Source organism: Mycobacterium sp. KBS0706, assembly GCF_005938675.2.
In the GTDB taxonomy this organism is placed as follows: Bacteria; Pseudomonadota; Alphaproteobacteria; order DSM-16000; family Inquilinaceae; genus Inquilinus.
Map to the genome: position 1 here is coordinate 1 of NZ_VCCH02000038.1, position 26800 is coordinate 26800.

General features: G+C 67.9%; 25 protein-coding genes. 7 read left to right on the forward strand and 18 right to left on the reverse strand.

The annotated features are described in order from the left end of the window. Positions 1–72 precede the first annotated feature (72 nt). A complete protein-coding gene (locus FFK22_RS20645; RefSeq protein WP_138888580.1) occupies positions 73–684 on the forward strand; it encodes a LysE family translocator in 612 nt (203 codons plus the stop codon). An 86-nt stretch (positions 685–770) separates the two neighbouring features. Here FFK22_RS20645 and FFK22_RS20650 read toward each other — a convergent pair whose 3' ends face one another. The 6 genes from FFK22_RS20650 to FFK22_RS20675 form a co-directional block, all read right to left on the reverse strand. Continuing rightward, on the reverse strand, positions 771–1892 hold the full coding sequence (locus FFK22_RS20650) for a DegT/DnrJ/EryC1/StrS aminotransferase family protein (protein ID WP_138888581.1): 1122 nt from the start codon (positions 1890–1892) through the stop codon (positions 771–773). Positions 1893–1998: 106 nt separating this feature from the next. Next, positions 1999–2439: a helix-turn-helix domain-containing protein gene (locus FFK22_RS20655; protein WP_138888582.1), complete on the reverse strand. Its 441-nt coding sequence runs from the start codon at positions 2437–2439 to the stop codon at positions 1999–2001. A gap of 170 nt (positions 2440–2609) precedes the next feature. After that, entirely contained in the window at positions 2610–4718 is a 2109-nt protein-coding gene (locus FFK22_RS20660; RefSeq protein WP_138888583.1) for an ABC transporter ATP-binding protein, read from the reverse strand. 4 nt (positions 4719–4722) lie between these two features. Next, entirely contained in the window at positions 4723–5613 is an 891-nt protein-coding gene (locus FFK22_RS20665; protein WP_138888584.1) for an ABC transporter permease, read from the reverse strand. Between the two features lie 9 nt (positions 5614–5622). After that, the gene (locus FFK22_RS20670; RefSeq protein WP_138888585.1) at positions 5623–6555 is read right to left on the reverse strand and encodes an ABC transporter permease; all 933 of its coding nucleotides are present in this window, start codon (positions 6553–6555) and stop codon (positions 5623–5625) included. Between the two features lie 122 nt (positions 6556–6677). After that, a complete protein-coding gene (locus FFK22_RS20675) occupies positions 6678–8345 on the reverse strand; it encodes an ABC transporter substrate-binding protein (protein ID WP_138888586.1) in 1668 nt (555 codons plus the stop codon). Between the two features lie 299 nt (positions 8346–8644). Between FFK22_RS20675 and FFK22_RS20680 the strand changes: the two genes are divergently transcribed. The 5 genes from FFK22_RS20680 to FFK22_RS20700 are packed head-to-tail and all read left to right on the forward strand — an operon-like array spanning position 8645 to position 12506. Beyond that, positions 8645–9280, forward strand: a complete 636-nt coding sequence (locus tag FFK22_RS20680; RefSeq protein WP_221938735.1) for an NUDIX domain-containing protein — start codon at positions 8645–8647, stop codon at positions 9278–9280. Positions 9281–9320: 40 nt separating this feature from the next. After that, entirely contained in the window at positions 9321–10349 is a 1029-nt protein-coding gene (locus FFK22_RS20685; RefSeq protein WP_138888588.1) for a cysteine synthase A, read from the forward strand. Further along, positions 10346–11071, forward strand: coding sequence for an alanyl-tRNA editing protein (locus tag FFK22_RS20690; protein ID WP_138888589.1), 726 nt, complete (start codon positions 10346–10348; stop codon positions 11069–11071). The genes FFK22_RS20685 and FFK22_RS20690 overlap by 4 nt, the downstream gene beginning before the upstream one ends. Beyond that, entirely contained in the window at positions 11068–11928 is an 861-nt protein-coding gene (gene sseA / locus FFK22_RS20695) for a 3-mercaptopyruvate sulfurtransferase (RefSeq protein WP_138888590.1), read from the forward strand. Before FFK22_RS20690 ends, sseA begins: the two co-directional genes overlap by 4 nt. Then, complete coding sequence (locus FFK22_RS20700) at positions 11925–12506, forward strand: GNAT family N-acetyltransferase (protein WP_221938736.1); 582 nt, start codon at positions 11925–11927, stop codon at positions 12504–12506. Before sseA ends, FFK22_RS20700 begins: the two co-directional genes overlap by 4 nt. A 130-nt stretch (positions 12507–12636) precedes the next feature. Here the strand turns inward: FFK22_RS20700 and FFK22_RS20705 are convergent, their stop codons facing one another. The 7 genes from FFK22_RS20705 to FFK22_RS20735 form a co-directional block, all read right to left on the reverse strand. Continuing rightward, a complete protein-coding gene (locus FFK22_RS20705; RefSeq protein WP_186002561.1) occupies positions 12637–13809 on the reverse strand; it encodes a porin in 1173 nt (390 codons plus the stop codon). 427 nt (positions 13810–14236) lie between these two features. Continuing rightward, a complete protein-coding gene (locus FFK22_RS20710; RefSeq protein ID WP_138888593.1) occupies positions 14237–15409 on the reverse strand; it encodes a porin in 1173 nt (390 codons plus the stop codon). Between the two features lie 529 nt (positions 15410–15938). Further along, positions 15939–16709 (reverse strand): amino acid ABC transporter ATP-binding protein, encoded by a 771-nt coding sequence (locus FFK22_RS20715; protein WP_138888594.1) that lies wholly within the window; start codon positions 16707–16709, stop codon positions 15939–15941. A gap of 13 nt (positions 16710–16722) precedes the next feature. Continuing rightward, positions 16723–17901, reverse strand: coding sequence for an amino acid ABC transporter permease (locus FFK22_RS20720; RefSeq protein ID WP_138888595.1), 1179 nt, complete (start codon positions 17899–17901; stop codon positions 16723–16725). Positions 17902–17903: 2 nt separating this feature from the next. Then, the gene (locus FFK22_RS20725) at positions 17904–19061 is read right to left on the reverse strand and encodes an amino acid ABC transporter permease (RefSeq protein WP_221938737.1); all 1158 of its coding nucleotides are present in this window, start codon (positions 19059–19061) and stop codon (positions 17904–17906) included. Between the two features lie 140 nt (positions 19062–19201). Further along, positions 19202–20230 carry an amino acid ABC transporter substrate-binding protein gene (locus FFK22_RS20730; protein ID WP_138888597.1) on the reverse strand — a complete coding sequence of 343 codons (1029 nt, stop codon included), beginning with the start codon at positions 20228–20230 and terminating at the stop codon, positions 19202–19204. 320 nt (positions 20231–20550) lie between these two features. Further along, positions 20551–21492, reverse strand: coding sequence for a nucleoside hydrolase (locus FFK22_RS20735; RefSeq protein WP_138888598.1), 942 nt, complete (start codon positions 21490–21492; stop codon positions 20551–20553). Positions 21493–21619: 127 nt separating this feature from the next. On the opposite strand from FFK22_RS20735, the gene FFK22_RS20740 reads away from it, so the two are divergent. Continuing rightward, the gene (locus FFK22_RS20740; RefSeq protein ID WP_138888599.1) at positions 21620–21817 is read left to right on the forward strand and encodes a hypothetical protein; all 198 of its coding nucleotides are present in this window, start codon (positions 21620–21622) and stop codon (positions 21815–21817) included. Between the two features lie 196 nt (positions 21818–22013). Here the strand turns inward: FFK22_RS20740 and FFK22_RS43095 are convergent, their stop codons facing one another. The 5 genes from FFK22_RS43095 to FFK22_RS20760 form a co-directional block, all read right to left on the reverse strand. Further along, positions 22014–22169, reverse strand: a complete 156-nt coding sequence (locus FFK22_RS43095; RefSeq protein WP_186002562.1) for a hypothetical protein — start codon at positions 22167–22169, stop codon at positions 22014–22016. Then, entirely contained in the window at positions 22169–23242 is a 1074-nt protein-coding gene (locus FFK22_RS20745; protein ID WP_138888600.1) for an ABC transporter ATP-binding protein, read from the reverse strand. The genes FFK22_RS43095 and FFK22_RS20745 overlap by 1 nt, the downstream gene beginning before the upstream one ends. A gap of 68 nt (positions 23243–23310) precedes the next feature. Further along, complete coding sequence (locus FFK22_RS20750; RefSeq protein ID WP_138888601.1) at positions 23311–24771, reverse strand: extracellular solute-binding protein; 1461 nt, start codon at positions 24769–24771, stop codon at positions 23311–23313. A gap of 23 nt (positions 24772–24794) precedes the next feature. After that, complete coding sequence (locus tag FFK22_RS20755; RefSeq protein WP_138888602.1) at positions 24795–25823, reverse strand: carbohydrate ABC transporter permease; 1029 nt, start codon at positions 25821–25823, stop codon at positions 24795–24797. Further along, entirely contained in the window at positions 25820–26689 is an 870-nt protein-coding gene (locus FFK22_RS20760) for a carbohydrate ABC transporter permease (RefSeq protein ID WP_221938738.1), read from the reverse strand. Before FFK22_RS20760 ends, FFK22_RS20755 begins: the two co-directional genes overlap by 4 nt. Positions 26690–26800: the final 111 nt, after the last annotated feature.

Genomic DNA, 26800 nt, shown 5'->3' on the forward strand with positions numbered 1-26800 from the left:
CTGAAGCCGCGGCGCTGGCCGGTTCGGCGAGGCCGGGGCATAATCCGGCGGCACACCCGGGGAGATCCACCGATGGAGCTGTCGACGCTGCTGATCTACGCCGTCACGCTCGGTGTCGCCTGCGCCGTGCCGGGCCCGACCACCGCGGCGCTGGTGGCCCGCGTGCTCGGCCGCGGCAGCCGCGGGGCGCTGTCCTTCTGCGCCGGGCTGGTGGCCGGCGACCTGCTGTGGCTCGGCGCCACCGCGCTGGGCCTCGCCATGCTTGCGGCGACTCTGCAGCCGGTCTTCGTCGTGATCAAATACGCTGGCGCCGCCTATCTGGTGTATCTCGCCTGGAAGCTGTGGACCGCCCCGCCGGCGGCGCCGGCCGAGGCGCAGCCGGTGCGCGGCGAAGGCCTGCGGCTGTTCCTGACCGGCATCTCGGTCTGCCTCGGCAACCCGAAGACGACGCTATTCTACTTGGCGCTGCTGCCGACCATCATCGACCTGCCGCGGCTGAACTGGGTCGGCTTCGCCGAGCTCGCCGCCACGCTGGTCGTGGTCTACGGCACCGTGCTGGCGCTCTATGTCGTGCTGGCGCTGCGCGCCCGGCGGATGTTCCGGTCGCCGCGGGCGCTGAAGGCGATCAACCGCGGCACCGGCGCGGTGATGGCCGGTGCCGCGGTGGCGGTGGCAACGCGGTAGGGCCAGCTTCGGACAAAGAGGGCGGGCGTCGGTTCTTTCGTCGACAAGGGTTCGCGCCGCGAGAGCAGGCACCGAAGGGAGCGGCCTCAACCGACCGCGGCAATCACCGCGTCGCAGACGCGGTCGGCGTCGGCGTCGGACAGGAAGGGGTGCATCGGCAGGCTCAGCACCTCGCGGCTCAGCGCCTCGCTCACCGGCAGGGAGCCCTCGCCCTCGCCATGGGCGCGATAGGCCTCGGCGAGGTGCATCGGCGTCGGGTAGTAGATCGCGGTCGGCACCCCGGCCTCGCCCAGCCTGGCCCGCGCCGCGTCGCGGTCCGCCACCCGGATGGTGTACTGCGCCCAGGCGCAGGTCAGCCCGTCCGGCATCACCGGGGTCTGGACCCGGTTCGACAGCCGGGCCGAATAGTGCCGGGCCAGCTTGTCGCGGGCCTTCAGCTCCTCATTGAAGCTCGGCAGCTTGGCCAGCAGGATGGCCGCCTGGATGGTGTCGAAACGGGCGTTGAGACCGACCCGCACCGTGTCGTAGCGGCTCTTGCCCTCGCCATGGACGCGGATCGACTTGAGGACCGCGGCCAGCTCGTCGTCATCGGTGAAGATGGCGCCGCCATCGCCGTAGCAGCCCAGCGGCTTGGCCGGGTAGAAGCTGGTGGCGGTGACCGGCGCCAGCGACCCGACCGGGCGGCCGTGGAAGGCGCCGCCGAAGCTCTGCGCCGCGTCATCGATGACGAACAGGCCGTGCGCGTCGGCGATCGCCTGCAGCTGCGGATAGTCGACCGGCAGGCCGAACAGGTCGACCGCGATCACCGCCTTCGGCGCCAGCCTGCCCACGGCCTTGGTCGCGGCAATGCGGCGATCGAGATCGGCCAGGTCGACCAGATAGGTCGCGGGATCGACATCAACGAAGACCGGCGCGGCGCCGAGCAGCAGGATCGCCTCGGCCGTCGCGGTGAAGGTGAAGGCCGGGACGAAGACGGCGTCGCCCGGGCCGATGCCGCGGGCCATCAGCGGCATGATCAGCGCGTCGGTGCCGCTGGCCACGGTCAGGCAGTGGCGGGCGCCGGCCCGCCGCGCCAGCTCGCCCTCCAGCTCCGCCACCTCCGGCCCCAGGATGTACTGGCCGTGGTCGAGCACCGCATGGATGCGGGCGTCGATCAGGGGCTTCAGGCGGGCGTATTGCTGCTTGAGGTCGACGAAGGGAAGCGACACGGGCAAGCCTCGGGCTTATCGGGACTGGGGCTGATGTAGCCCCGCCCCGGCCCCGACGCCAGCCTGAAACGCGGCCCGGACAAAGCGCCTCAACGGTCGGGCCGCCTCAGTGCTCGACGGCGTCCGGCCCGAGCGAGCGCAGCAGGTCGACCAGCCGGCGGCGCACCGTCGGGTCCTCGATCCGGTAATAGGCGCGCACCAGCTCCAGCGTCTCGCGGCTGGCCACCATCTCGCTGTCATGCGCCGGATGGTGGGCGGAGCCGTTCTGCGGGACGTCCGCCATGCCTTCGAAGAAATAGCCGACCGGCACGTTGAGAATGCGCGTCAACTGGTGCAGCCGGCTGGCGCTGACGCGGTTGGCGCCGCGCTCGTATTTCTGGATCTGCTGAAAGGACACGCCGAAGGCCGCAGCCAATTTCTCCTGGCTCATCCCCAGGAGGGTGCGGCGCTGGCGCAGTCGGGTACCGACATGGATATCCACCGGATCCGGGCCATCTTCGGTGATGGTCTTGCGCCGGCGCTGTCGGTCCAAGCCGCGGGTCGCCATACTGTCAGTTCCTCCTGCGAGCCACGCCCGACACCGAATACGATCGCGAACGATCGATCTGGTGCGGTCCCCCTATTTGCCGCAGTGTCGAACCCGGCCCGCCTCATACTATAGTATGTCGCGAGAAACCCGGCCGCAATACCCGCATAAGGCGATCTGCACCGCCACGTCTAACCCGCACGCCCCAGCACAGGTTCCACCGCCGCCAGATCCGGCAGCGGGATGTGGCAGCGGATGACGTGGCCGTCGGCGCCGGCGCGCTCAGGCGGCGCCTCGGTTTCGCAGATGCCGCCGAGCTTGCGCGGGCAGCGGGTGTTGAACGGGCATCCCTGCGGCGGGTCGAGCGGGCTAGGCAGCGGCCCTTCCAGGATGATGCGCTTCTTCTCGATCGTCGGGTCGGCGACCGGCACGGCGGCCAGCAGCGCCTCGGTGTAGGGATGATAGGGCGGCTGGAAGACGGCGTCGGTCGTCCCCTGCTCCATGATCTGGCCGAGATACATCACCACCACCCGGTCGGCCAAGTAGCGGACCACGCCGAGATCGTGGCTGATGAACAGCAGCGTGGTGCCGGAGCGGCGCTGGATGTCGACCAGCAGGCCGGTGACCGCCGCCTGGACCGAGACGTCGAGGGCCGAGACCGGCTCGTCCGCCACCACCATGGCGGGAGCGCCGGCGAAGGCGCGGGCGATGCCGACGCGCTGCTTCTGCCCGCCGGAGAGCTGGCGCGGCTTGCGGTCGATGAAGGCGCGCGGCAGCTTGACCAGGTCGAGCAGGCGCAGCACCTCCTCCTCGACGTCGCGCCGGCCCTGCTTGACGCCGAATTTGCGGATCACCCGGCCGATCTGCTGGCCCACGGTCATGCTGGGGTTCAGCGTGTCGTTCGGGTTCTGGAACACCATCTGCAGCGAGGACAGCAGCTTGGCGTCGCGCTGCTGCACCGGCTTGCGGCCGATATCGGTGCCGCGGAAGGACACCGAGCCGTCGGTCGCCGTCTCCAGCCCCATCAGCACCCGGGCGAAGGTGGACTTGCCGCAGCCGCTTTCGCCGACGATGGCGACGGTCTGGCCGCCCTTGGCCTCGAAGCTGATCGCCTCATTGGCGCGGACGTAGCGGGTACGGTCGCTGCCGAACAGGGCGGCGATCGAGCTGTCGTAGATCGGGTAATGCTTGCGCATCGCCGCGACCTCCAGCACCGGCAGGTCGTTGGCGACGGCGGCGACGGCGGCGGGCATGACCTCGAGCGGCGCCGGGACCGGCGGCAACGCCTCGATCTCCTGCCAGCGCAGGCAGCGCACCCCGCGGGTCTCGCTGGCGGCCAGCATTGGCACCGGCGCCGCATCGCAGCGGCCGGCCTGGAAATGGTCGCAGCGCGGCCCGAACCAGCAGCCCTTCGGCCGGTTCTGCGGCAGCGGCAGCTGGCCGCGGATCGGCACCAGCGGCCGGGCGGTCTTGTCCCGCCCGGGAGTCGGGATGCAGCCGAACAAGCCCTGGGTGTAGGGATGGCGCGGGGCGGCGAAGATCTGGTCGATCGTCCCCTCCTCCACCGCCTGGCCGGCATACATGACGCAGACCCGGTCGCAGGTCTCGCGGATCAGCCCGAGATTGTGGCTGATGTAGAGCATGGCGGTGCCGAGCGTTCGGCCGAGTTCGGCGATCAGGTCGACGATGCCGGCCTCGACCGTGACGTCGAGCGCCGTGGTCGGCTCGTCGAGCAGCAAGAGCGACGGGTTGGACAGGAGCGCCATGGCAATCACCACGCGCTGCTGCTGGCCACCCGAGATCTGGTGCGGATAGGCCTGCAGCACCCGGTCGGGGTCGCCGAGCCGGACCCGGGCCAGCATGTCGCGGGCCCGGGCCAGCGCCTGCTCGCGGGTGCAGCCGGGTTCGTGGCACAGCGGCACCTCGGCCAGCTGGTCGCCGATCCTGAGCGCCGGGTTCAGCGCCGCCATCGGCTCCTGATAGACCATGGCGATCTCGGCGCCGCGGATCCGCCGCAGCTCCTCCTCCGACATCGCCATCAGGTCGCGGCCGCGGAACTTCATCGAGCCGCCGGCGATGCGCCCATTGCGGCCGAGATAGCGCATGATCGCCATCGCCACGGTCGACTTGCCGCAGCCGCTTTCGCCGACCAGGCCGACGCATTCGCCGGGGCGGACGGTGAGCGAGAAGTCGACCACGGCCGGGATCTCGGCGGCGCGGGTGAGGTAGGAGATCGACAGCTTGTCGACCTCCAGGATCGGGGTGGTGGTGTCGCGCGGCGGGATCAGCTCGACAGCCATGCCCTCAATCCTTCAGCGAGATTTCGCGCAACCCGTCGGCCAGCAGGTTCAGGCCGAGGACGAGCGAGGAGATGGCGATGCAGGGAAAGACCGTCATCCAGGGCGCGAAGGCGGCCATGGCGCGGGTCTCGTTGACCATGCCGCCCCAGTCCGGATCCGGCGGCGGCAGGCCGAGGCCGAGGAAGCCGAGCACGCCGATGGTGATGATGGTGTAGCCGAGGCGCAGGCAGGCATCGACGATCAGCGGCCCGCGGGCGTTCGGCAGGATCTCGACGAACATGATGTAGAGCGAGGATTCGCCCCGGGTCTGTGCCGCGGCGACATAGTCGCGGTTGCGCAGGTCGAGCGTCAGGCCGCGGACGATGCGCATGATGCCGGGGGCGCTGGCGCAGGTCACCGCCAGCACGATGTTGATGCCGGACGGGCCGAAGGTGGTGATGATGACGACGTAGAGCACCAGGATCGGGAAGGACAGGATGATGTCGCCGATCCGGCTGAGCACGTCGTCCCACAGGCCGCGCTTGTAGCCGGCCAGAAGCCCCATGGTGACGCCGAGCGCATAGGCGCAGGCGGTGGCCAGGGGGGCGTAGATCAGCACCCGGCGCGCGCCCCAGATCACCCGGCTGAGGATGTCGCGGCCGAGCTGGTCGGTGCCGAGCCAGAACACCCCGCCATCCGGCGCCACCGTGCCGGGCGGCTTGAACGGCAGCAGGTTCTGGTTCGGCGGGAACGGCGCGATCACCGGCGCCAGCAGCGCCACGACGATCCAGAACAGGACGATCAGCACGCCGACCACGCCGACCCAGCTCTCGCGCAGCAGCAGCACCGAGCGCAGCGCGCGGAGGATCGGGTTGCGGCCCAGCGAGGATGGTGGCGGCAGCGAGATCTCGGCCATTCCGACCCCTCAGGTGAAGCGGATGCGCGGGTTGAGGTAGGTGTAGCCGACATCGGCGATGGTCTGGGTCGCGACGGCGACGAAGACCGAGACCATGGCGCAGGCCTGGATCAGGTAGATGTCCTGGTTCAGCGAGGCTTCGAGCAGCAGGGCGCCGAAGCCCTTGTAGCCGAAGAAGGCCTCGACCACGATCACGCCGGACAAGAGCCAGTTGATCTGCAGCACGATCACGGTGAAGGGCGCGATCAGGGCGTTGCGCAGGGCGTGGCGCAGGATCACCCGCTTGTAGGGGATGCCCTTCAGCACCGCGGTGCGGATATAGGGGCTCTGCATCACCTCGGCCATCGAGGCGCGCATCATCCGGGTGACGTAGCCGAAATCGTACAGCACCAGGACCGCGACCGGCATGACCAGCTGCAGGACGTCGAAGCCCTGGCTCATGCCGCTGGTCCCCGGCAGCCACTTCAGGACCAGCACGAACAGGAAGGACAGGAAGGTCGCCGAGGCGAATTCCGGGACCGAGGTGGTGACGATCGACAGCACCGAGATCGAGCGGTCGGTGCCGGAGCCCTCGCGCATGCCGGCGAGGACGCCGAGCACGACCGAGACCGGCACCATGATCAGGAAGACGCAAGCAGCGAGGATCGCGGTGTTCCCGAGCCGGGGCCAGAGCACGTCGGCGACCGAGGTCTTGAAGCGCAGCGAGGTGCCGAAGTCGCCGCTCGCCATGCGGCCGAGCCAGGCGAAATAGCGCTCATACCAGGGCGCGAAATAGCCATGCGCCTCGAGCCACAGGTTCCGCTGCTCCACCGAGCTGTAGGGGCCGAGGACCTTCACCGCGACGGACGACCCGTTCACCTCCAGCAGCAGGAAGACCAGCAGCGACACCGCCAGCATGGTCAGGACCATGAAGAAGGCGCGTTTGGCGAGGAAGATCAGCATGGTCTGACGGCCTCCTCAAAGCCTTCCGGGCTCGGCGCCGGCTCTGGCGGCACGAACCCCCTCCCCCTGCCCCCCCTCCCGCAAGGGGAGGGGGGACTCGATTGTGTTGGGCGAAAGAGCCGTCACGCCGACAGCCACACCTTCTCGAAATACAATTCGCGGGCGAAGTGGTAGGCGAAGCCCTGCACCTTGTCCGTGCTGGCGGTGTAGATCTTCGCCCAGAACGGAATGATGGTGATCGCGTCCTCCTGCATGATCTGCTCGAGCTGCTTCACCAGCTCCTTGCGCTTCGCCACGTCGACCGTCGCCTGCGCCTGGTCGAGCAGCTTGTCGAATTCGGGGTTGGCGTAGCCGGTCTCGTTCCAGGACCCGCCGGTGCGATAGCCCAGGCCGAGGGCCTGGACCGCGAGAGGACGGGTGGTCCACTGCGTCACGCTGAACGGCCAGGAGGTCCAGCGGTCCCAATAGGTGCCGCCCGGCAGGATGTTGACCTTCAGGTTGATGCCGGCCGGCTTCACCATCTCGGACACGACCACGCCGATCTGGCCTTCCCATTTCGGGTCGTCGACGCAGTTGATCTCGAGGTCGAGGCCGTTCGGATGGCCGGCATCGGCCAGCAGCTTCTTGGCCTTTTCGTAGTCCTGCGGCACGGCCCCGAGCTTGGTGTATTCGGGATGGATCGGCGCGACATGGAAGTCCTCGCCCGCCGTGCCCAGCCCCTGATAGGCCAGCTGCAGCAGCTTGTCGTGGTCCATGCAGGCCTGGATCGCCTGGCGCACCCGCTTGTCGTCGAACGGCTTCTCGGTCACCCGCATGCGGGCGATGCCGACGATCGCTGTCTCCTTCTCATAGACCTTGAGCTGCGGGTTCGCCTGGTAGCCGGGCAGCAGGTTGGGATCGAGCTTATACAGCACGTCGACCTGGCCGGAGGACAGGGCCGCCAGCTCCGCCGCCGGGTCGGCGCCGAGGTCGATGAATTGCAGCTCATCGATATAGGGCTCGCCGCCCCAGTAATCGGCCTTCTTGGTGTACACCGCGCGCTGGCCGACCGTGTATTCCTTCAGGTTGAAGGGACCGGTGCCGATCGGATTCTTGATCAGGTTGGCTTCGTGCTTGGTGGCGAAGTCGCGATGGGTGATCAGCGCCGGATAGTCGCCCAGGCTCTCCGGGAAGGCGAGCATCGCGTTCTGGAAATGGAAGCGCACCGTGTGGTCGTCCACCCGCTCCAGCGCGTTCGGCGCCATCTTGATGGTGTCGCCCTCCTTCACCGTCAGGCCGCTGAACCGGCCCTGGTTGGAGGAGCCGGTCTTGCTGTCGAGCCAGCGGGTGAAGGTGGCGATCACGTCGTCGGCGTTGAAATCGTCGCCGTTGCTCCACTTCACGCCCTTGCGAAGGGACAGAGTCCAGACGGTGACGTCGTCATTCGCCGTCCATTTCTCGGCGAGATGGGGATGGGACAGGTTGTCGGTGCCGACCCGCACCAGCGGCTCGACCAGTTGCCGCCCGGAATCGCCCTTCTCCGACCAGTCGTAGATCGCCGGGTCGCTGGCATCCATGACGAACATGCCGAGCCGCAGCGTGCCGCCCCTGCGCGGCGTCTCCTGCGCCACCGCCTGCGGCATGATGGGCTCGCCGGTGACCATCGAGGCCACGGAATAAGCGGTCGGGATCGCCAGGCCGAGCAGCACCGAGGTGCGCAGGAACTCGCGCCGGTCGAGCCTGCCGTCGCGCAAATCCTCCGCCAGCTTCGGAATCGCGACGTGAACCTTACCCAGATCTTTGATGTCCATCAGGCTCTCCCTGTCGAGACGCTTTGGAACCACCCTGCCGGGCGACGGGCCTTCTTGAGTTTCTGAAGCCTCGGCCCGCAACCAGGCTCATTAGACGGCCCGCGAGCCATCGCCTTGTTTCCCCTGGCGACGGGGAAGCGTTCGTCCGCGACATCGCAGCCCAGCGGGTCCGATTGGAAGTATCACGGCCGGGCCGCCGCGGCGTCAAACCCAAATGCCGGAGTGCGGCACGCGGCGCCGTGGCGTCCGGGCGGCGGCGCCGCTATCGTCCGGCCCGAGCCCGCATGGAGTGAATGAGAGTGGCCTTCGACAATGATGCCGATGTCGAGCTGATCGAGCGGCGGACGGAGTATGCCGGCTTCTTCCGGCTGGATCGGCTGCAGCTGCGCCACCGCCGCTTCGACGGCGGCTGGACCGGGCCGCTGGTGCGCGAGCTGGTGCTGCGCCGTCCGGCCGTCGCCCTGCTGCCGTACGACCCGGTCACCGACCGGGTGGTGCTGCTGGAGCAGTTCCGGCTGGGCGCCTGGATCGCCGACCGGCCGGGCTGGATGGTCGAGATCCCGGCAGGGCTGATCGATGCCGGCGAGTCGAAAGAGCATTCCGCCGCCCGCGAGACGCAGGAGGAGACCGGCCTGGACGTGGCCGAGTTGCTGCCGGTCGGCGAATTCGCCACCAGCCCCGGCGGCTTCAACGAATGGGTCAGCCTGTTTTGCGGCCGGGTCGCAGCGCCGTCCGAGGGCAGCCTGCACGGGCTGGCGACCGAGCAGGAGGACATCCGCATCCTGCCGATGGCGGCGGATGACGCCCTGGCGCTGCTGGCAGACGGGCGGATCCAGAACGCCATCACCCTGATCGCGCTGCAATGGTTCGCGCTGAACCGGGCGTCGCTCCGCCGCCGCTGGGCCCCGCTTGAAGCCACCGATAGCGCCCTCTAAGGTCTGTGAGGACCCCGAAGACCGAGAATTGGGACCGAGCATGAGCGACACGCCTTCCCGCCGGATCGTCGACGGCTTCGTCGGCGCCATCGGCAACACGCCGCTGATCCGCCTCGCCCGCCTGTCTGAGGAGACGGGCTGCGAGATCCTGGGCAAGGCGGAGTTCCTGAACCCCGGCGGCTCGGTCAAGGACCGCGCGGCGCTGGCGATCATCCGCGACGCCGAGGCGCGCGGCACGCTGAAGCCGGGCGGCACCATCGTCGAGGGCACGGCCGGCAACACCGGCATCGGCCTGGCGCTGGTCGGCCGAGCGCTGGGCTATCGCAGCGTCATCGTGCTGCCGCGGACCCAGAGCCAGGAGAAGAAGGACGCGATCCGCCTGGCCGGCGCCCGGCTGGTCGAGGTCGACGCGGTGCCCTACAAGGACCCGAACAACTACGTTCATTATTCCGGGCGCCTGGCGGCCGAGCTGGCTGAGACCGAGCCGAACGGCGCGATCTGGGCCAACCAATTCGACAATGTCGCCAACCGCGATGGCCATTACCGCACCACCGGGCCGGAGATCTGGGATCAGACCGGCGGCACCGTCGACGGCTTCACCTGCGCCGTCGGCACCGGTGGCACGCTGGCCGGCGTCGCCCTGGCACTGAAGGAGCGCGACCCGAAGATCCGGATCGCGCTGACCGACCCGCTGGGGGCGGCACTGTACAACTGGTACGAACATGGCGAGCTGAAGGCCGAGGGCAGCTCGATCACCGAGGGCATCGGCCAGGGCCGGGTCACCAAGAACCTGGAGGGCATGCCGCTGGACTGGGCGCAGCAGGCGACCGACGCGGAGGCGCTGCAGATCCTGTTCGGCCTGGCCCGGGAGGAAGGGCTGTTGCTCGGCGGGTCGACCGGCATCAACCTGGCCGGCGCGGTGAAGATGGCGCGGCGGATGGGGCCGGGCCATACCATCGTCACCATCCTGGCCGACCACGGCAGCCGCTATCAGTCCAAGCTCTACAATCCGGACTTCCTGCGCGAGAAGGGGTTGCCGGAACCCGACTGGCTGGAGACCAGCGCATGACCGAATTGCTGTTCCGCGACGACGCCTATGCAAGCGAGGCGGCCGCCACCGTGGTCGCCGCGACGCCGGAGGGCATCGTCCTGGACCGGACTGTGTTCTACGCCACCGCCGGCGGCCAGCCGGGCGACAGCGGCACCATCCGCTGGGCCGGAGGCGAGGCGGCGGTGGCCGAGGCCCGCAAGGGCGCGACCCCGGACGAGGTCCGGCATGTCGCGGCCGATGGTGCCGCCCTGCCCGCCCCCGGCACGCCGGTCGAGCTGGCGCTGGACTGGGAGCGGCGCTATCGCCACATGCGGATGCACACCGCGCTGCACCTGCTGTGCGTCGCCGTGCCCGGCGACGTCACCGGCGGCCAGATCGGCGCCGAGCGCAGCCGGCTCGACTTCAACCTGCCGGGCGATGCGCTGGACGCCGCGGCGATCACCGCCCGGCTGAACGAGCTGGTCGCGGCCGCCCTGCCGATCACGACCGAGTGGATCACCGACGAGGAGATGGCGGCGCGGCCGGAGCTGGTGCGCACCATGTCGGTGAAGCCGCCGAGCGGCTTCGGCCGGGTCCGGCTGGTGCGGATCGGCGATGCCGCCAGCCCGGTCGACCTGCAGCCCTGTGGCGGCACCCATGTCCGCAACACCTCGGAGATCGGCCCGCTCGCGATCGCCAAGATCGAGAACAAGGGCAAGCAGAACCGCCGGGTCGTCCTCACCTTCGCAGGCGAAGCATGAACACCATCGTCTCCACCGCCTGGCTGGCCGACCATCTCGACGATCCGGATGTCCGCATTGTCGACGCCACCTACCACCTGCCGGGCACCAACCGCGACGCCGCGGCGGAGTTCGCCGAGGCCCATATCCCTGGCGCGGTGTTGTTCGATGTCGACGACATCGCGGCGCCGGAGAGCAAGGCGCCCGGCGGGCTGCCGCACATGCTGCCGCCGCCCGCGCTGTTCGCCGAGCGGATGGCGGCGCTGGGCATCGGCAATGACAGCTTCGTCGTCTGCTACGACGTGCATGGGCTGATGAGCGCGGCCCGCGCCTGGTGGATGCTGCGCGCCTTCGGCCATGACGGCGTGGCGGTGCTGGATGGCGGGCTGCCGGCCTGGAGGGCCGAGGGCCAGCCGCTGGAGAGCGGCGCGCCCACCCTCGCCCCGGCGCGCTTCACCCCCCATCCGCGGCCGGCGCTGGTGCGCAGCAAGGCCGAGGTGCTGGCCGGCACGGTGGGCATGGTGATCGACGCCCGGGCGCGCGAGCGCTTCGAAGGCACGGCGCCGGAGCCGCGGCCGGGCTTGCGCGGCGGCCATATTCCGGGCGCGCTGAACCTGCCCTTCGGCGAGTTGCTGGACCCGGCGACCAAGACCCTGCTGCCGCCCGAGGCGATCGCTGCGCGCTTCGCCGCCGCCGGGCTGCCGGAGAGCGGGCCGGTGACGGCCAGCTGTGGCAGCGGCATCACCGCCTGCGTGCTGGCGCTGGGCCTGCACCGGATCGGCCGGGAGGATGCGGCGGTTTATGACGGCTCCTGGGCCGAATGGGGCATGCCGGGCGATACGCCGGTCGAGACCGGCCCGGCACGGAGCCGGCCGTGAACGCCGCGGCGGTGCCGGAGCTGACGATCACCGTCACCCAGTTGGAGATGACGGCCAGGCCGGTGCGCCAGCCGCCGCCCCCGCCCTTGGCCCGGCACCTGCTGATGCGGGCCGAGCCGGCGACCGTGTCCTTCTACCGCTACCTCTACGACACGGTCGGCGCGAACTGGCTGTGGACCGACCGGCGGGAATGGGGCGACGACAAGCTTGCTGGCCGGCTGAACGACGAACGCACCGGCGTCTATGTGCTGTATGTCGACGGCGTGCCCGCCGGATTCGGCGAGCTGTTCCAGGCCGATGGCGAGGTCACCGACCTAGCCTATTTCGGGCTGATCCCCGAATTCATCGGCCGCCGGCTGGGGCCGTTCATGCTGTGGTCGCTGATCGACCTCGCCTGGGCGCGGCCGATCCGGCGGATGACGGTCGACACCTGCACCCTCGACCATCCGAAGGCCCTGGCGCATTACCAGCGCGCCGGATTCGCACCCTATGCGCAGCGAGTGGTGCGCAAGCCCGACCCGCGCCTGACCGGCCTGCTGCCGCGCAGCGCAGCGCCGCATATTCCGCTCGCGACCTGACGAGACCTCCCTTTGCTGTCATTGCCGGGCCTGACCCGGCGATCCAGAGGGTGTCGACAATCTCCGGATGCCCGGGTCAAGCCCGGGCATGACAGTTGTAGATGGAAGATCAGTCCCTCTTGCTATCCGCTCAGAACCCGAGAATGACACCGGTGATCAGGTTGGCGTTCTCGAAATCCTGGCCGGTGCGGAAGTTCTGCTTCTCGTAGATCACCTCGGCATAGGTGTTGAGGCCTGGAGCGAGCGTGTAGGTAACGTTGGCGCCGACGATGTGATTGTCCTTCAGGTCCTCGCCGCTGCCGAAGGACGAGTCCAGGCCGTTGCCCTTGTCGGACCAGGTATAGGCATAGGACAGCGACGCCAGGAACGGGCCGGTCTGATAGCTGATGTCGCCGATGACGGTGTCGACCGGCTTGTCGGACACGGCAATGCTCTCATTGTGGGTCCAGTTCACGCTGGCATGGAAGTCCTGGTACCCGACCTGGCCGCCCAGCGTGTAGACCTCGAGATCATTGCCGTGCGGGTTGGCGCCGGAGGCCGAGGTCTGGGTGCCGTGGCCGTAGGCCGCCGTGGCCGCCCCCCGGACCGACCAGTCGCCGAACGTGTCCTGGTAGTTCACGCCGCCGGTGACGACATTCTCGTAATAGGTCTCGTCGTCGTTGAACAGGTCGTTGCGCCCGCCGTTGCCGGCATGGTCCGCGCCGCCGACCACCGGCGTGAAGTCGACGGCGAAGCTGAAGCCGTTGAAGGTCGGCGAGGTGTATTTGATCCGGGTGTCCTGGTTGGTCAACCCGGCGAGATAGGTGGCGTTGATCGAATAGAAGTTGCCGCCGCCCAGCGGGAAGTCGCCGTCCAGCAGCTCGCCGAAATCCATGGCGCCAGCGCCCATGTTCCCGACCAGGTCGTCATGGACATAGACATAGCCGATGTCGTCGGCGACCGTCGGCGCGTCGCCGAAGGTCAGGGTGCCGAAGGCGCCCTTCAGATAGGTGTAGATGCGCGTGACGTTGACGTCGTCGCGGCGGTTGACCGAATCGAAGCGGATGCGGCCACCGTATTCCAGGCCGGAATCGGTGACGTTCTTGACGTCGAAGATCGCCCGCGCGTTGGACTGGAAGTCGTAGTCGCGGTCGAGGCTGCTGTGCTGGCTGTCGCTGAGCACCAGAGTCGACTGGAAGCCGATGAAACCGCTGATCTTCAGCTGAAGACCCGAGACCACGTTCGAGTCGGCCGCCGATGCCGGCGGCGCGACGGCCAGCCCCATGGCGGCCAGCGCCACCCCACCGAGAAGAACCTGCTTCACTTCCCCTCCTCCTGCCCCATCGTCACGGCAGCCTGCGCCCGGATCGCGTTCGTTGCCGGCGTCAGGCCCGCTCAGGGGCCGTGAGATCCTGCACAAGGAGTATCGAGACCGAGTCCTCCCGCGGCGAGTTCCGCCCATCACACGAGTTCAAAGAACCGGGACTCGATTTATCCGAAGACACCCGGACGGTAATCTCGCCGTAAGCTTTGGGCAACATCAATATACATTCTTGGATGTATGTTAAAAAATCATAAGCGGCTCGATTCAAGCCAATAAAAAAGAGGATGCGCGGCCTTGAGAGCCGCGCATCCTCCGTCGACCGGACGTGACGTTTCAGCCTTCGAGGGGACGAGACAGAGACCGTTAGGAGTGGTCCGTCACGCCCGGTCTTCTCGAGCCGACCTTGCGGTCCGGGCTCGTCCGGGTCCTAGAACCCGAGGACGATACCGGTGCCGAGGCTGGCGGACTCCCATTCAGAACCCTGGCGGAAGTTCTGGATTTCGTAGAGCACCTCAGCATAGGTGTTGAGGCCCGGGGCCAGGGTGTAGGTCAGGTTGACACCGGCCATGTGGTTGTCCTTGAGATCCTCGCCGTTGCCGTAGGACGAGTTCAGGCCGTTGCCCTTGTCGGCCCAGGTGTAAGCGTAGGACGCCGACGCCAGGAACGGACCGAACTGGTAGCTGAGGTCGCCGATGATGGTATCGACCGGCTTCTCCGCGACCGCGACGCTCTCGTTGTGCGTCCAGTTCACGCTGGCGGTGATGCCGCCGGAGCCGACCTGGCCGCCGAGGGTGTAGACCTCGAGATCGTTGCCGTTCGGGTTGGCGCCGGTGGCCGTGGTCTTGGTGCCGTTGCCGTAGGCGGCCGACGCGGCGAGGCGGACCGACACGGAGTCGAAGGTCTGCTCGTAGTTGACGCCCGCGGTGACGACGTTCTCGTAGTAGGTCTCGTCGTCGTTGAAGAGGTCGTTGCGGCCGCCGTTGCCGGCATGCTCCGCACCACCGACCACCGGGGTGAAGTCGACGCCGAAGCTGAAGCCGTCGAAGGTCGGCGAGGTGTACTTGATCCGGGTGTCGGCATTGCTCAGACCGGCGAGATAGGTCGCGTCGATCGAGAAGAAGTTGCCGCCACCGAGGAAGAAGTTGCCGTCGAGCAGGTCGCCGAAGCCGGCGCCCAGGCCCATATCGCCGTTCAGCTGGTCATGCGCATAGACGTAGCCGAAATCGTCGGCCGTCGTCGGCGCGTTACCGAAAGTGACCTGGCCGAAGGCGCCCTTCACATACACGTAAGTACGGTCGACCTGGACGTTGTCGCGGCGGTTGACCGAGTTGAAGCGGATGCGGCCGCCGTATTCCAGGCCGGAATCGGTGACGTTCTTGACGTCAAAGATCATCCGGGCGTTGGTCTGGAAGTCGTAGTCGCGGGCGAATTCGTCGTTCTGGCTGTCGCCGAGAGACAAGGTCGCCTGGGACCCGACGAAGCCGCTGATCTTCAGCGACAGACCGGACGTCACATTGGCGGCGTCGGCCGCCGACGCCGGCATCGCGCCGATCAGGGCGGCGGCGACCAGCGCCGTGCCACCCAGCAGTACCTTCTTCATTCTTCCCTCCTATGCCCCACGCCGATGCAGGGCGGTTCGCTCAAGACGCCTCTCGGCCCGCCTGCTTGCCTGCCCCGTCTTGGCTGCCCATCCGGGGCTGCAGGCAGAACCCGACGCTGCCGGTCGGGCGATGGCGGCCGTGTCGAAAGCGGTTCCCCGCAACGGCGCCGATCTGTGTCTTCGAAACCACAGTCCGATCGACCTTGGCGGCCGGCCGGCGGGGTGCCTCAAGACTTGGGCGACCATAGTCCTGCCCTCGCAGACGCGGCAACGGGATTATACATCCTAGAATGTATGTAAGATGAAATCGCAACGAGCTGTGGCCGAACGGCCACACAGGGCCGTTGGAGCCGTCAGGAGAGCCGGTCGACGATGCCGTCGTCCGATGGGCCGCCATCCGGTTGCGGCGGCGGATCGGCGGCAATCGGGAAAGGAAAAAGCTTGGCGGACATGAAAAAAGGCCGGTGGGCAGCGCCTCACCGGCCTCGGGATGGAGCGGGGCGCCGCCCGACCGGCGGCGCCCTGCCCGTCAATGCGCCAGGATCTGGCTCAGGAACAGCTTGGTCCGCTCCGACTTCGGGTTCTTGAAGAACTCCTCGGGCTCGTTCTGCTCCACGATCTGGCCACGATCCATGAAGATCACCCGGTTCGCCACGGTGCGGGCGAAGCCCATCTCGTGGGTGACGCAGATCATGGTGATGCCTTCGCGCGCCAGCTCGATCATCACGTCGAGCACTTCCTTGATCATCTCGGGGTCGAGCGCCGAGGTCGGCTCGTCGAACAGCAGGATCTTCGGCTTCATGCACAGCGAGCGGGCGATGGCCACGCGCTGCTGCTGGCCGCCGGACAGCTGCCCCGGGTATTTGTGCGCCTGGTCGGGGATCTTGACCCGGCCGAGGAAGTACATCGCCGTCTCCTCGGCCTCCTTCTTCGGAATTTTGCGGACCCAGATCGGGGCCAGGGTCAGATTCTCCAGCACCGTCAGATGCGGGAACAGGTTGAACTGCTGGAACACCATGCCGACCTCGCGGCGGATGGCGTCGATGTTCTTGACGTCGTTGGTCAGCTCGATGCCGTCGACGACGATCGAGCCCTTCTGGTGCTCCTCCAGCCGGTTCAGGCAGCGGATCAGGGTCGACTTGCCGGAGCCCGAGGGTCCGCAGATCACCACCTTCTCGCCCTTCTCGACGGCGAAGTTGATGTCCCGGAGGACATGGAACTCGCCGTACCATTTGTTGACCCCGGACATCTGGATCAGGATTTCCGGCTGGGCCGCGGTCGCTTGTTGATTGACTGCCATTTCGATCTCTCCGTCAGCGGCGGCGCGTGCCCCGGTTCAGATAGGTTTCCAGGCGCTGCGAGTATCGCGACATCGCGAAGCAGAAGACGAAGAACAGCAGCGCCACGAACAGATAGGCTTCCTTGTAGAACGGCCCCCAGATCGGATCCGACAGGCCCAGGCGGGCGGCGCCGAGCAGGTCGAACAGCCCGACCATGATCACCAGCGTGGTGTCCATGAAGGAGCCGATGAAGGTGTTGACCAGGGCCGGGATCGAGACCCGCAGCGCCTGCGGCAGGATGATCATCCGCTGCTTCTGCCAGTAGCCGAGGCCGAGGCTGTCGGCGGCTTCGAACTGGCCCTTGGGAATCGCCTGCAGGCCGCCGCGGATCACCTCGGCGAGATAGGCGGCGGTGAACAGGATGATCGCCACCTGGGCGCGCAGCAGGTAGTTGAAGTTCCAGCCCTCGGGCAGGAACAGCGGGAACATCACTGACGCCATGAACAGCACGGTGATCAGCGGCACGCCGCGCACCAGCTCGATATAGCTCACGCACAGGGTCCGGATCGCCGGCATGTGCGACCGGCGGCCCAGCGCCAGGAGGACGGAGAGCGGGAAGGCCAGCGCCATGCCGATCATCGACAGGCCCAGCGTCAGCGGCAGGCCGCCCCAGTTCCGGGTCTCGACCAGCGACAACCCGGGAATCGGGACCTCGAAGAAGCCGAGCGGCACGGCGCCGTACATCAGGCTGATGGCGGCGACCACCACCACCACCCAGGCGACGATCAGGCGCTTGCCCCAGAAGCGGCGCATGGTGCTGGCGACGGCGAGGCCGACCAGCATCAGCATGGCGATGATCGGCCGCCATTCCTCGCCATAGGGGTACAGGCCGAAGAAGATCAGCCGGTACTTCTCCTCGACGAAGGCCCAGCAGGCGCCGGTCGCGACCCGGCACGCCGCCACGACATCGGCAGGCGGCTGGTCCGGCGTCGACGGACCCCAGACCGGGTCGATCAGGGCCCATTGGACGAAGGGCGGGACCAGCCGGATCGCCAGATAGGCGATCAGCAGCGTCAGAACGGCGTTGAACCAGCTGTTGAACAGGTTCTGCCGCAACCAGGCGATCGGTCCGGTGGTCGATCCGGGCGGCGGCGCCGCCGGGATCTCTTGGGTGGCGACGAAGGGTTCGGTCAGGGCTCGAGTGCTGGCCATGCTCACCGCTCCCTCAGCGCCATCTTGCGGTTGTAGATGTTCATGGCGATCGAGATCGACAGGCTGATGAACAGGTACACCGCCATGAAGATCGAGATCGCCTCGACCACCTGGCCGGTCTGGTTGCCGATGGTGTTGCCGATCGACACCAGGTCCGGATAGCCGATCACCACCGCCAGCGAGCTGTTCTTGGTGACGTTGAGATATTGGCTGGTCAGCGGTGGGATGATGGTGCGCAGTGCCTGCGGCAGCACGATGCGGCGCAGCGTGATGCCGGAATGCAGGCCGAGCGCGCGGGCCGCCTCGGTCTGGCCGTGCGACACCGCCAGGATGCCTCCGCGCACGATCTCGGCGATGAAGCCGGCGGTGTAGACCGTCAGGCCGATCACCATCGCCGCGAATTCCGGCGACAGCGTCCAGCCGCCCTGGAAGTTGAAGCCTTTCAGCTCCGGGATCTCGAAGGCCGCCGGCGCGCCGCCGGCCAGCCAGACCACCAGCGGCAGGCCGATGAACAGACCGAGCCCGACCCAGAAGCTGTGGAACTGCTGCCCGGTCGCGGCCTGGCGCTGCCGGGCCCAGCGGGCGATGACCCAGCCGACGGCCAGCGCCACCAGCGCCGCGACCGCCATCCACAGGAAGATCGGGTTGCTCTCGACCGAGGGGACCTGGATGCCGCGATTGCTGATGAAGACGCCGGGCACCGGATTCGCCGCCTGGCGCGGCGGCGGGGCGCTGACCCGGATCAGCCCGGCCCAGAGCAGCAGCTGCACGGTCAGCGGGATGTTGCGGACGAGGTCGACATAGGCGGTGGCGAGCTTGGCCACGAGCCAGTTCGAGGACAGCTTGCTGACGCCGACCACCAGCCCCAGCAGGGTCGCCAGGATGATGCCGAGGATCGAGACCTGCAGCGTGTTCACCAGCCCGACCAGAAAGGCCCGGGCATAGGGATCGCTCGGCGAATAGGAGATCGGCGTCTCGGAGATGGCGAAGCCGGCTTCGCGCGAGAGGAAGCCGTAGCCCGTCTGGATGCCGCGAACCTCGCGGTTGTGAATCAGGTTGGAGACCAGGAACCAGCCGATTCCGACGACCACCAGCAGCAGCACAATCTGGTAGAAAATCGCCCGGAGTCTGGGGTCGTTGATTGCGGATCCACGGCGCACGGCAGTTCCTGCCGCGGCAACGTCCATGGTCATTGCGTCACACCTCGCTCAAACCGCCCTGTCGCTTTTCTTGGCCCGAAGGATCCCAGGCCCCGAAACAAAGCCGCCGACCCGTTTCGGGGTCGGCGGCATCGTCCTCGTTACCGGATCGGGGGCGCGTATTGCAGGCCGCCCTGGGTCCACAGCGCGTTCAGGCCGCGCTTGAGGCCCAGCGGGGTCTTCTCGCCGACATTGCGCTCGAACATCTCGCCGTAATTGCCGACCTGCTTGATGGCGTTGTAGGCCCAGGTCTCCGGCAGGCCGAGCGCCTCGCCCATGCCCGGGGTCTTGCCCAGCAGGCGCTGGATCGTCGGGTCCGGCGAATCGCCGAAGCTGTCGATGTTGGCGCTGGTGACGCCGCTCTCCTCGGCCTGGACCTGGGCGAAGAACACCCAGCGGGTGATGTCGGCCCACTGGTCGTCGCCCTGGCGCACGCTGATCGCCAGCGGCTCCTTGGAGATGATCTCCGGCAGGATGATGTAGTCGTCCGGCTTCGGCGCCTTGGCGGCACGGGTGCCGGCCAGGCCCGAGGCGTCGGTGGTGTAGGCGTCGCAGCGGCCGGAGAAGAAGGCGGCCTCGACATCCTCCAGCTTCTCGATCACGACCGGCTTGAAGTCCAGCTTGTTGGCGCGGAACCAGTCGGTCAGGTTCAGCTCGGTGGTGGTGCCGGGCTGGACGCAGATGGTGGCGCCGTTCAGCTCCTTGGCGCTCGACACGCCGAGGGACTTGTTCACCATGAAGCCCTGGCCGTCATAGAAGTTGGTGGCCGTGAAGGTCAGGCCCAGCGAGGTGTCGCGCGACAGCGAATAGGTGGTGTTGCGGGCCAGCACGTCGATTTCGCCCGACTGCAGCGCGGTGAAGCGCACCTGGGCGTTGAGCGGGGTGAACTTGACCTTCTCGGAATCGCCGAACACCGCCGCGGCCAGGGCGCGGCAGGTGTCGACGTCGATGCCGGTCCACTTGCCCTGGCTGTCCGCCAGGGCGAAGCCGGCCAGGCTGGTGTTGACGCCGCATTGGATGAAGCCGCGTTGCTTGACCGCATCGAACGTGGCGCCGGCCTGGGCCGAGGCGGTGAAGCCCGCCATGGCGACGACCGCAGCCCCCGCTGCCAGCAGAGTACGAACCTTCATGAAACCTCCCCTTTTTACCCCGGCCTTCGCCGGGGCGAAACCGCAAGATCGTCCCGGCAGCACGCCGCCGGGGGAGGGTCATTTAATGGAACATTATGGATGAATGCACGGCTTTTTTTGGTTCGCCGCGGCTGTGCCACCGTTGAAGTACCGTTGAAATACGGTATTTCAGTCAAGCGGTCGGCGAGCCGCGTGCTTCCGGAGTAATCATCCGACCATTCCTCGCGCAGAGGTTGGTCGTTCTTGCGGCAGCGGCCGGAGCTCGACCGAATGTATCGCGACAATCGGCAAGTAGAGCGCGGCCGGTCGACTTCCGGCCGTCAGCGCAGCAGCCCGTCGAGGAAGCCGCCGACCACCCGGTCGCGGTCGATCCGGGTCGCCACCCGGACCGCGGGCCGCGCCGCCGCCCCCTGTTCCTCGGGAACACCGCGGCGGTCAGCCAGGGTCATGCCGCGGGTCAGGTCGCCGCTCAGCTCGACCCGGACCGGCCAGTCGGTGTAGTCGGCGAGGCCGGGGTCGAGCAGCAGCATCGCCGCCGCCAGGTCGTGCAGGGCGCAGCCGCGGATGCCGTAGCGGCCGTGATAGAAGCCGACATAATGCTGCAGGATCGACCAGGCGAAGCGCCCGCGCGGCCGGGAATCGGCCTCGATCCGCGCCAGCTCGGCCTCGCCCAGCCAGGCGGTCATGGTGACGTCGAGCCCGACCAGCGTGACCGGCCAGGACGCGGCGAACACCGCCTCCGCCGCCTCCGGGTCGTGGAAGATGTTGGCCTCGGCCGCGGCGGTGATGTTGCCGGGCACGGTCACCGCGCCGCCCATCACCACCACCCGGTCGACCAGCTTCGGCAGATCCGGCTCGAGATGCAGCGCCAGCGCCAGGTTGGTCAGCGGACCGGTGGCCAGGAGGGACAAGGTGCCCGGCTCCGCCCGCGCCAGGTGGACCAGCTGCTCGGCCGCGGTCTCGGCCGCGAAGGGCCGCAGCGGCGCCGTCGGCCCGTGGCCGCCGAGGCCGTCATCGCCATGGACATGGCCGCTGATGCTGACCGGCTGGGCCAGCGGCGCCGCCGCCCCGACCGCGACCGGGACATGGCCGAGCCCGACCAGGTCGAAGACATGCTGGGCGTTGGCTGCGGCGGTCTCGGCATGGGCGTTGCCATGGACGCTGCCCAGCGCCGCCACCTCCACCCCCGGCCGGTCGGCCAGCCAGAGGATCGCCAGCGCATCGTCGATGCCGACGTCGCAATCGAGGATGATCTTCGGCATCGGCAAGTCCTTTCGTGTCGCCCGGCCCGACCATAGCGCGGCCGGGCGCGGCGCAAAACGCCGCTGGATGCCGGGGGGGGCTCCGTGCCACTCTCCCCGCCCCTGCCCTGCCGACGCGCTGGAGACGATGCCGACGCCGCAAGCCCATCCCTGGCTCGAACCCCTCTGGGTCCGGCTGCTGATCGTCGTCTTCCTGATCGCCGCGCTGGCCGCCGAGTTCCTGTGGCTGGGCGACCGGCTGTGGCTGGTCCTGTGGGGCGCAGCCCTGGTCTATGCGATCTGGGATTTTTTCCTGCGCGGGGTGTATGGCAAGCCAAAGGCGTGACGGAGGGTCATCGCCTTTGCAGCCGGCAGGCTCAGCATTACGGGCAGAGATAACTTCAATCTGTTATCCCGGGCGCGGCGCAGCACGAAGTGGTGCGCTACAGACCGGGATCTGTCTCGGACTGTGAGAGATCCCATGTCTGCACAGCGGCACTGCGCGCCGCAGCGCGCACGGGATGACGACGGGCAATGAAGTGTCACTCGGCATCCGCCGCGGACTGCGCGGCATGGTAAGCCCGCAATCGGCGGAAGACGTCGCGGGCCGGCACGCTGGCGCGCGGATCGGCGAAAGCCTTCTCGACTTTCTCCTTCAGCGGTTCGCTGATGGTTTTCTCTGTCCGATCAGGCGCCATCACACTGCCCTTCCATTCTCCGTCTCGAACAGGTGCAGCCGCTCGGGGTCGAGGCTGATCGTCGTCGGCTCGTCCGGCTGGGCCGGGAAATGGGCGTCGACCTGGGCGGTGAACCTGGCGCCCGCCACCTCGCCCAGGATCAGGGTGTGGGCACCGAGCGGCTCGATCACCCGCGGCAGGATCGGCAGCGTCACCGGGCCGGCGGCGCCGCCCGCCACATGCTCCGGCCGCAGGCCGATGGTGACGGCCAAGCCGTCGCGCCCGGCTAGCGCCGCGCGCTTGGCGGTGGGCACCGGCAGGATGGTGCCGTCCGCCAGCCGCAGGCCATCGCCGACCAGGATCGCGGGTAGGAAATTCATGCTCGGCGCGCCGATGAAAGCGGCGACGAACAGGTTGGCCGGGCGCTCATAGAGGGTCAGCGGCTCGGCCGCCTGCTCGATCCGGCCCTGATTCATCACCACCACCCGGTCGGCCATGGTCATCGCCTCGACCTGATCGTGGGTGACGTAGACGATGGTGGTCTTCAGGCGCCGGTGCAGCGCCTTGATCTCGGCTCGCATCTCGATCCGCAGCTTGGCGTCGAGGTTGGACAGCGGCTCGTCGAACAGGAACACGTCCGGGTCGCGGACGATGGCGCGGCCGATGGCGACGCGCTGGCGCTGGCCGCCCGACAGCTGCTTCGGCCGGCGGTCGAGATAGGGATCGAGGCCGAGAATGCGCGCCGCATCCTTGATCTTGCCGTCGATCGCCGCCTTCGGCTCGCCGCGCACCTTCATGCCGTAGCCGATGTTCTCGCGCACCGTCATGTGCGGATAGAGGGCGTAGTTCTGGAACACCATGGCGCAGTTGCGCAGTCCCGGGCGCAGCTGGGTGACGTCGCGGTCGCCGATCCGGATGGTGCCGCCGCTCGCCGCCTCCAGCCCTGCGATCATGCGCAGGGTCGTGGTCTTGCCGCAGCCCGAGGGGCCGACCAGCACGACGAATTCGCGGTCCGCGATCTCGAGGTCGAGCGACGGGATGACGGGCACGTCGCCATAGCTCTTGGTGACGGCTTCGAGTCTGACGCGGGCCATGATGTCCTTGGGTCTCTGAGCTTCGGCGGGCGCCGCCCCGCCGCTATGCGCGGCGGGGCGGGTCCGGTCTACTTCTTCAGGGGCGGCAGGCCCATCGAGGCGCGATAGGCGGCGAGCTGGGTGTCGCGGCCGAACTCGTCGGTCAGCTTGTTCCACTCCTGAGCGATCGTATCGAGCGCCTGCTGCGGCGAGGTCTCGCCCGCCAGCGCCTTGGACAGCTCGATCTCCAGCACCTCGGTGTAGGAGAAATAGCCGGGGATGCGCATGTCGAGGGCCACGTTCTTGGCCTCGAGGCTGCCGCGCTGTGCCGCCAGGTACTCGTCCGCCTCCTCCTTGGTCATCTTCGCGAGCCAGCGGTCGGGCGCGAAATGGCTGAGGCGGTAGGGGTTGACGCCGGAGCCGCCGGTCACCGTGGCGATGCCGCTGTTTTCCGGGTTCGAGACCCATTCGACGTAGTTCCAGGCGGCCTCGACATTCTTGCCGGCCGAGGGCACCGCCGCCTGCCAGCCGCCGAAGGCCATGAAGGGCGAGAACACCGGCTGGTCGAACTTCTCCCAGGCCTTGGTCTTGTGGTTCCAGATCTCGGTCGACCCCGGGGTCAGGGCCGAGCCGACATGGCCGGCGACCTTGCTCTGGTCCTTGTCGGAGGCGATCACGCCGGTGTCACCCCAGTCGAAATTCATCGCCACCTGACCGCCGGAGAAGGCGGTGCGGATGTCGCCGGAGGAGAAGTTCAGCGCGCCGGGCGGCGAGAACTTCACCGACTTGATGTAGTCCTCCAGCGCCTTGGCCCAGCCGGGGTTGTTGACCTGGGCGTCCATGGTCTCCGGGTCGAAGAACATGCTGCCCGGGTTCTGCGGGTCGTTGGTGTAGCTGGCGGCATGGGTGAAGAAGAACCAGAACTGCTGGCCGCCGCGGCGGAACGCCTCCGCCGTGCCCCACAGCTTCTGGTCGGGCCGGGTGAAGAACTCGGCGATGTCGTAATATTCCTTCCAGGTCTTCGGCGGGGCCAGGTCGTAGCCGTACTTGGCCTTGAACGCCGTCTTCTCCTTCGGGTCGTCGAACAGATCCTTGCGGTAGGACAGGGTGTGGAGGTCGCCGTCGATGGTCTGCGACAGGTGCTTGCCGTCCCACACCATCAGCCGGTCGCGATAGACCGGGGCGATGTCCTCCCAATCCTTGCCCTGGCGCACCGAGTCCGGCATCTCCGACAGATAGGGCGAGAAGTCCGGCATCCAGGCCGGGGCGAAGGTGATGACGTCGAAGGTGGATTCGCCCGCCGTCATCGCGGTCAGGTATTTCGGGTACAGCTCGCCGAACGGGAATTCGACGACATTGACCTTGCCGCAGGTCTTCTGCTCCCAGGTCTTGGCCGCCATCTGCAGTGCCAGAGCGATGAACGGCCCGGTCTGCGACCCCGCGGTCAGGGTCACGCCGGAATAGTCCGGGTCGCAGGCCGCGGCGGCGGGGCCTTGCAGCGCCGCGGTGAGCGCGAGCGCGCCTGCGGCGGCGAGAAGCATGGTCTTCATTGTTGTTCCTCCCTGTGTCGCGATCATCGGATGCTGCCCAGCAGCAGGCCTGATCGCATCAGCCTGGCCAGGAGAATCGCCATCACCATCATCGGCCCGATCGAGATCATGGCCGCGACCGAGATCGCCCACCATTCGTCGCCGCGGTAGGAGTTCTGCCCCGACAGCATGATCGGCAGCGTCTGCCAGCTGCCGGCGGTCAGCAGCAGCGAGAACAGGAACTCGTTCCAGACGAAGCTGAGCGTGATCATCGAGGTGGCGATCAGCCCGGGCCGCGCCATCGGCAGCACGATCTCGAGGAAGATGCGGAAGCGCGGCACGTCGTCGACCAGCGCCGCCTCCTCGATCTCGACCGGCAGCGCCTGGAAGAAGTCGCGCATCAGCCAGACCACGATCGGCAGCGAGAACGCCGTGTAGCACAGCGTCATGCCCCAGAAGCTGTCGAGCAGGGGCAGCCCGGCCTTGCCGATCTCGGAATACAGCAGGTAGAGGGCGAAGGCGGTGACGATCGGCGGGAACATGCGCTGGCTGACGAACCAGAACACGACGTCGTCATTGCCCAGCACCGGGCCCGGCAGGCGCAGACGGTTGAGCAGGATCGACACTGCCAGCGCCGCCACCAGTGCGCCGCCCAGCGCCGGCACGCGCCTCAGCCCCAGGACGCTCGCCAGCAGCAGGAAGCCGCCGATCGCGACCACGGCGAAGGCCACCCCGGCCAGCAGCCGGACCTGGAACGGGAAGCGCACCAGCGCATAGGCCGCCATCGAGCCCAGCGCCACCGACAGCGCCGTCGCCGCCAGGCCGATCAGGGTGGAGTTGACGAAGGGCGTGATGAAGTTGCCGCGGACGCCCGTCAACGCGTCGATCCAGGCCTGCAGCGTCGGCTCGAAGTCGATCCAGGGCAGATAGGTCGGCCCGCCGCTGACCGCGACCGGCGGCTTGAACGAGGTGATCAGCGTCCAGTAGATCGGGAACAGCGTCACCACGAACCAGCCCAGGCACAGCAGGAAGACCAGGCCGCGCTTCATGCCGCCGCGCTGGAGATCCCTCATCGCTGCTTCTCCAGATGCGGCTTGAGGATCGCCAGATAGATCGTGCCGAAGACCACGATCACGATCAGGAACAGGAAGCTCAGCGCCGAGGTGTAGCCCAGGTTGAACTTCTTGAACCCCTCCTGATAGGCGAACAGGGTCAGGGTCTCGGTCGACACGCCCGGGCCTCCGCCGGTCAGGACGAAGACCGTGTCGATGATCTTGAAGCCCTCGATGATGCGGATGAACACGACCGCGGCCGAGATCGGCAGCAGCATCGGGAAGGTGATGCCCCAGAATTGCTGCCAGGCGCTGGCGTTCTCCAGCTGCGCCGCCTCGTAGACGTCCTGCGGCAGGCTCTGCAGCCCGGCCAGCATCATCAGGATGACGAAGGGCGTCCACTGCCAGACCTCGACCGCGATGATGGTGCCCAGCGCCCAGGTCGCGTCGGTCAGGAACGGCAGGTTCGGCAGGCCGAACCAGGTGAACAGGTCGTTGATCGGGCCGACGGTCGAATGGAACAGCATGCGCCCGACCAGGGACACGGCGATCGGCGCCATCAGCATCGGCAGCAGGAAGCCGACGCGGAACAGACGTTCGCCCGGAATCTTGCTATGCAGCGCCAGCGCGACGGCGAAGCCGAGCACGTACTGCACCGAGACCGAGATGAAGACGACAGTCGCGGTGGTCTGCACGGTGGCCCAGAAGCGCGGGTTGGCGAGCAGCGAGGCGTAGTTGTCGAGCCCGACGAAGCGCGGCGGCAGCGGCGGCACCAGCCGCATGCTCTGGAAGCTGATCGTCAGCGAGTAGATGAGGGGAAAGATGCCGACCAGCAGCACGACCAGAAAAGCCGGCCAGATGAAGGCGTGCTTGATCGGCTCCCGCAACGTCCGTACCTCCCCCGTCGCCGCGCTGCTGTCGCGCGGCGTCTTTGCTTTGTCGTACGTTATGGTGACTCGCCCCGCCGGCGCAACCGGCGGAACCGGATGGAGAAGGAT

Bases quoted from the DNA above. Each gene is read 5' to 3' on its own strand.
- FFK22_RS20645 (WP_138888580.1), top strand. From the start codon at position 73: ATGGAGCTGTCGACGCTGCTGATCTACGCCGTCACGCTCGGTGTCGCC.
- FFK22_RS20655 (WP_138888582.1), bottom strand. From the start codon at position 2,439: ATGGCGACCCGCGGCTTGGACCGACAGCGCCGGCGCAAGACCATCACC.
- FFK22_RS20660 (WP_138888583.1), bottom strand. From the start codon at position 4,718: ATGGCTGTCGAGCTGATCCCGCCGCGCGACACCACCACCCCGATCCTG.
- FFK22_RS20665 (WP_138888584.1), bottom strand. From the start codon at position 5,613: ATGGCCGAGATCTCGCTGCCGCCACCATCCTCGCTGGGCCGCAACCCG.
- FFK22_RS20670 (WP_138888585.1), bottom strand. From the start codon at position 6,555: ATGCTGATCTTCCTCGCCAAACGCGCCTTCTTCATGGTCCTGACCATG.
- FFK22_RS20675 (WP_138888586.1), bottom strand. From the start codon at position 8,345: ATGGACATCAAAGATCTGGGTAAGGTTCACGTCGCGATTCCGAAGCTG.
- FFK22_RS20685 (WP_138888588.1), top strand. From the start codon at position 9,321: ATGAGCGACACGCCTTCCCGCCGGATCGTCGACGGCTTCGTCGGCGCC.
- FFK22_RS20690 (WP_138888589.1), top strand. From the start codon at position 10,346: ATGACCGAATTGCTGTTCCGCGACGACGCCTATGCAAGCGAGGCGGCC.
- sseA (WP_138888590.1), top strand. From the start codon at position 11,068: ATGAACACCATCGTCTCCACCGCCTGGCTGGCCGACCATCTCGACGAT.
- FFK22_RS20710 (WP_138888593.1), bottom strand. From the start codon at position 15,409: ATGAAGAAGGTACTGCTGGGTGGCACGGCGCTGGTCGCCGCCGCCCTG.
- FFK22_RS20715 (WP_138888594.1), bottom strand. From the start codon at position 16,709: ATGGCAGTCAATCAACAAGCGACCGCGGCCCAGCCGGAAATCCTGATC.
- FFK22_RS20720 (WP_138888595.1), bottom strand. From the start codon at position 17,901: ATGGCCAGCACTCGAGCCCTGACCGAACCCTTCGTCGCCACCCAAGAG.
- FFK22_RS20730 (WP_138888597.1), bottom strand. From the start codon at position 20,230: ATGAAGGTTCGTACTCTGCTGGCAGCGGGGGCTGCGGTCGTCGCCATG.
- FFK22_RS20735 (WP_138888598.1), bottom strand. From the start codon at position 21,492: ATGCCGAAGATCATCCTCGATTGCGACGTCGGCATCGACGATGCGCTG.
- FFK22_RS20740 (WP_138888599.1), top strand. From the start codon at position 21,620: ATGCCGACGCCGCAAGCCCATCCCTGGCTCGAACCCCTCTGGGTCCGG.
- FFK22_RS43095 (WP_186002562.1), bottom strand. From the start codon at position 22,169: ATGGCGCCTGATCGGACAGAGAAAACCATCAGCGAACCGCTGAAGGAG.
- FFK22_RS20745 (WP_138888600.1), bottom strand. From the start codon at position 23,242: ATGGCCCGCGTCAGACTCGAAGCCGTCACCAAGAGCTATGGCGACGTG.
- FFK22_RS20750 (WP_138888601.1), bottom strand. From the start codon at position 24,771: ATGAAGACCATGCTTCTCGCCGCCGCAGGCGCGCTCGCGCTCACCGCG.
- FFK22_RS20755 (WP_138888602.1), bottom strand. From the start codon at position 25,823: ATGAGGGATCTCCAGCGCGGCGGCATGAAGCGCGGCCTGGTCTTCCTG.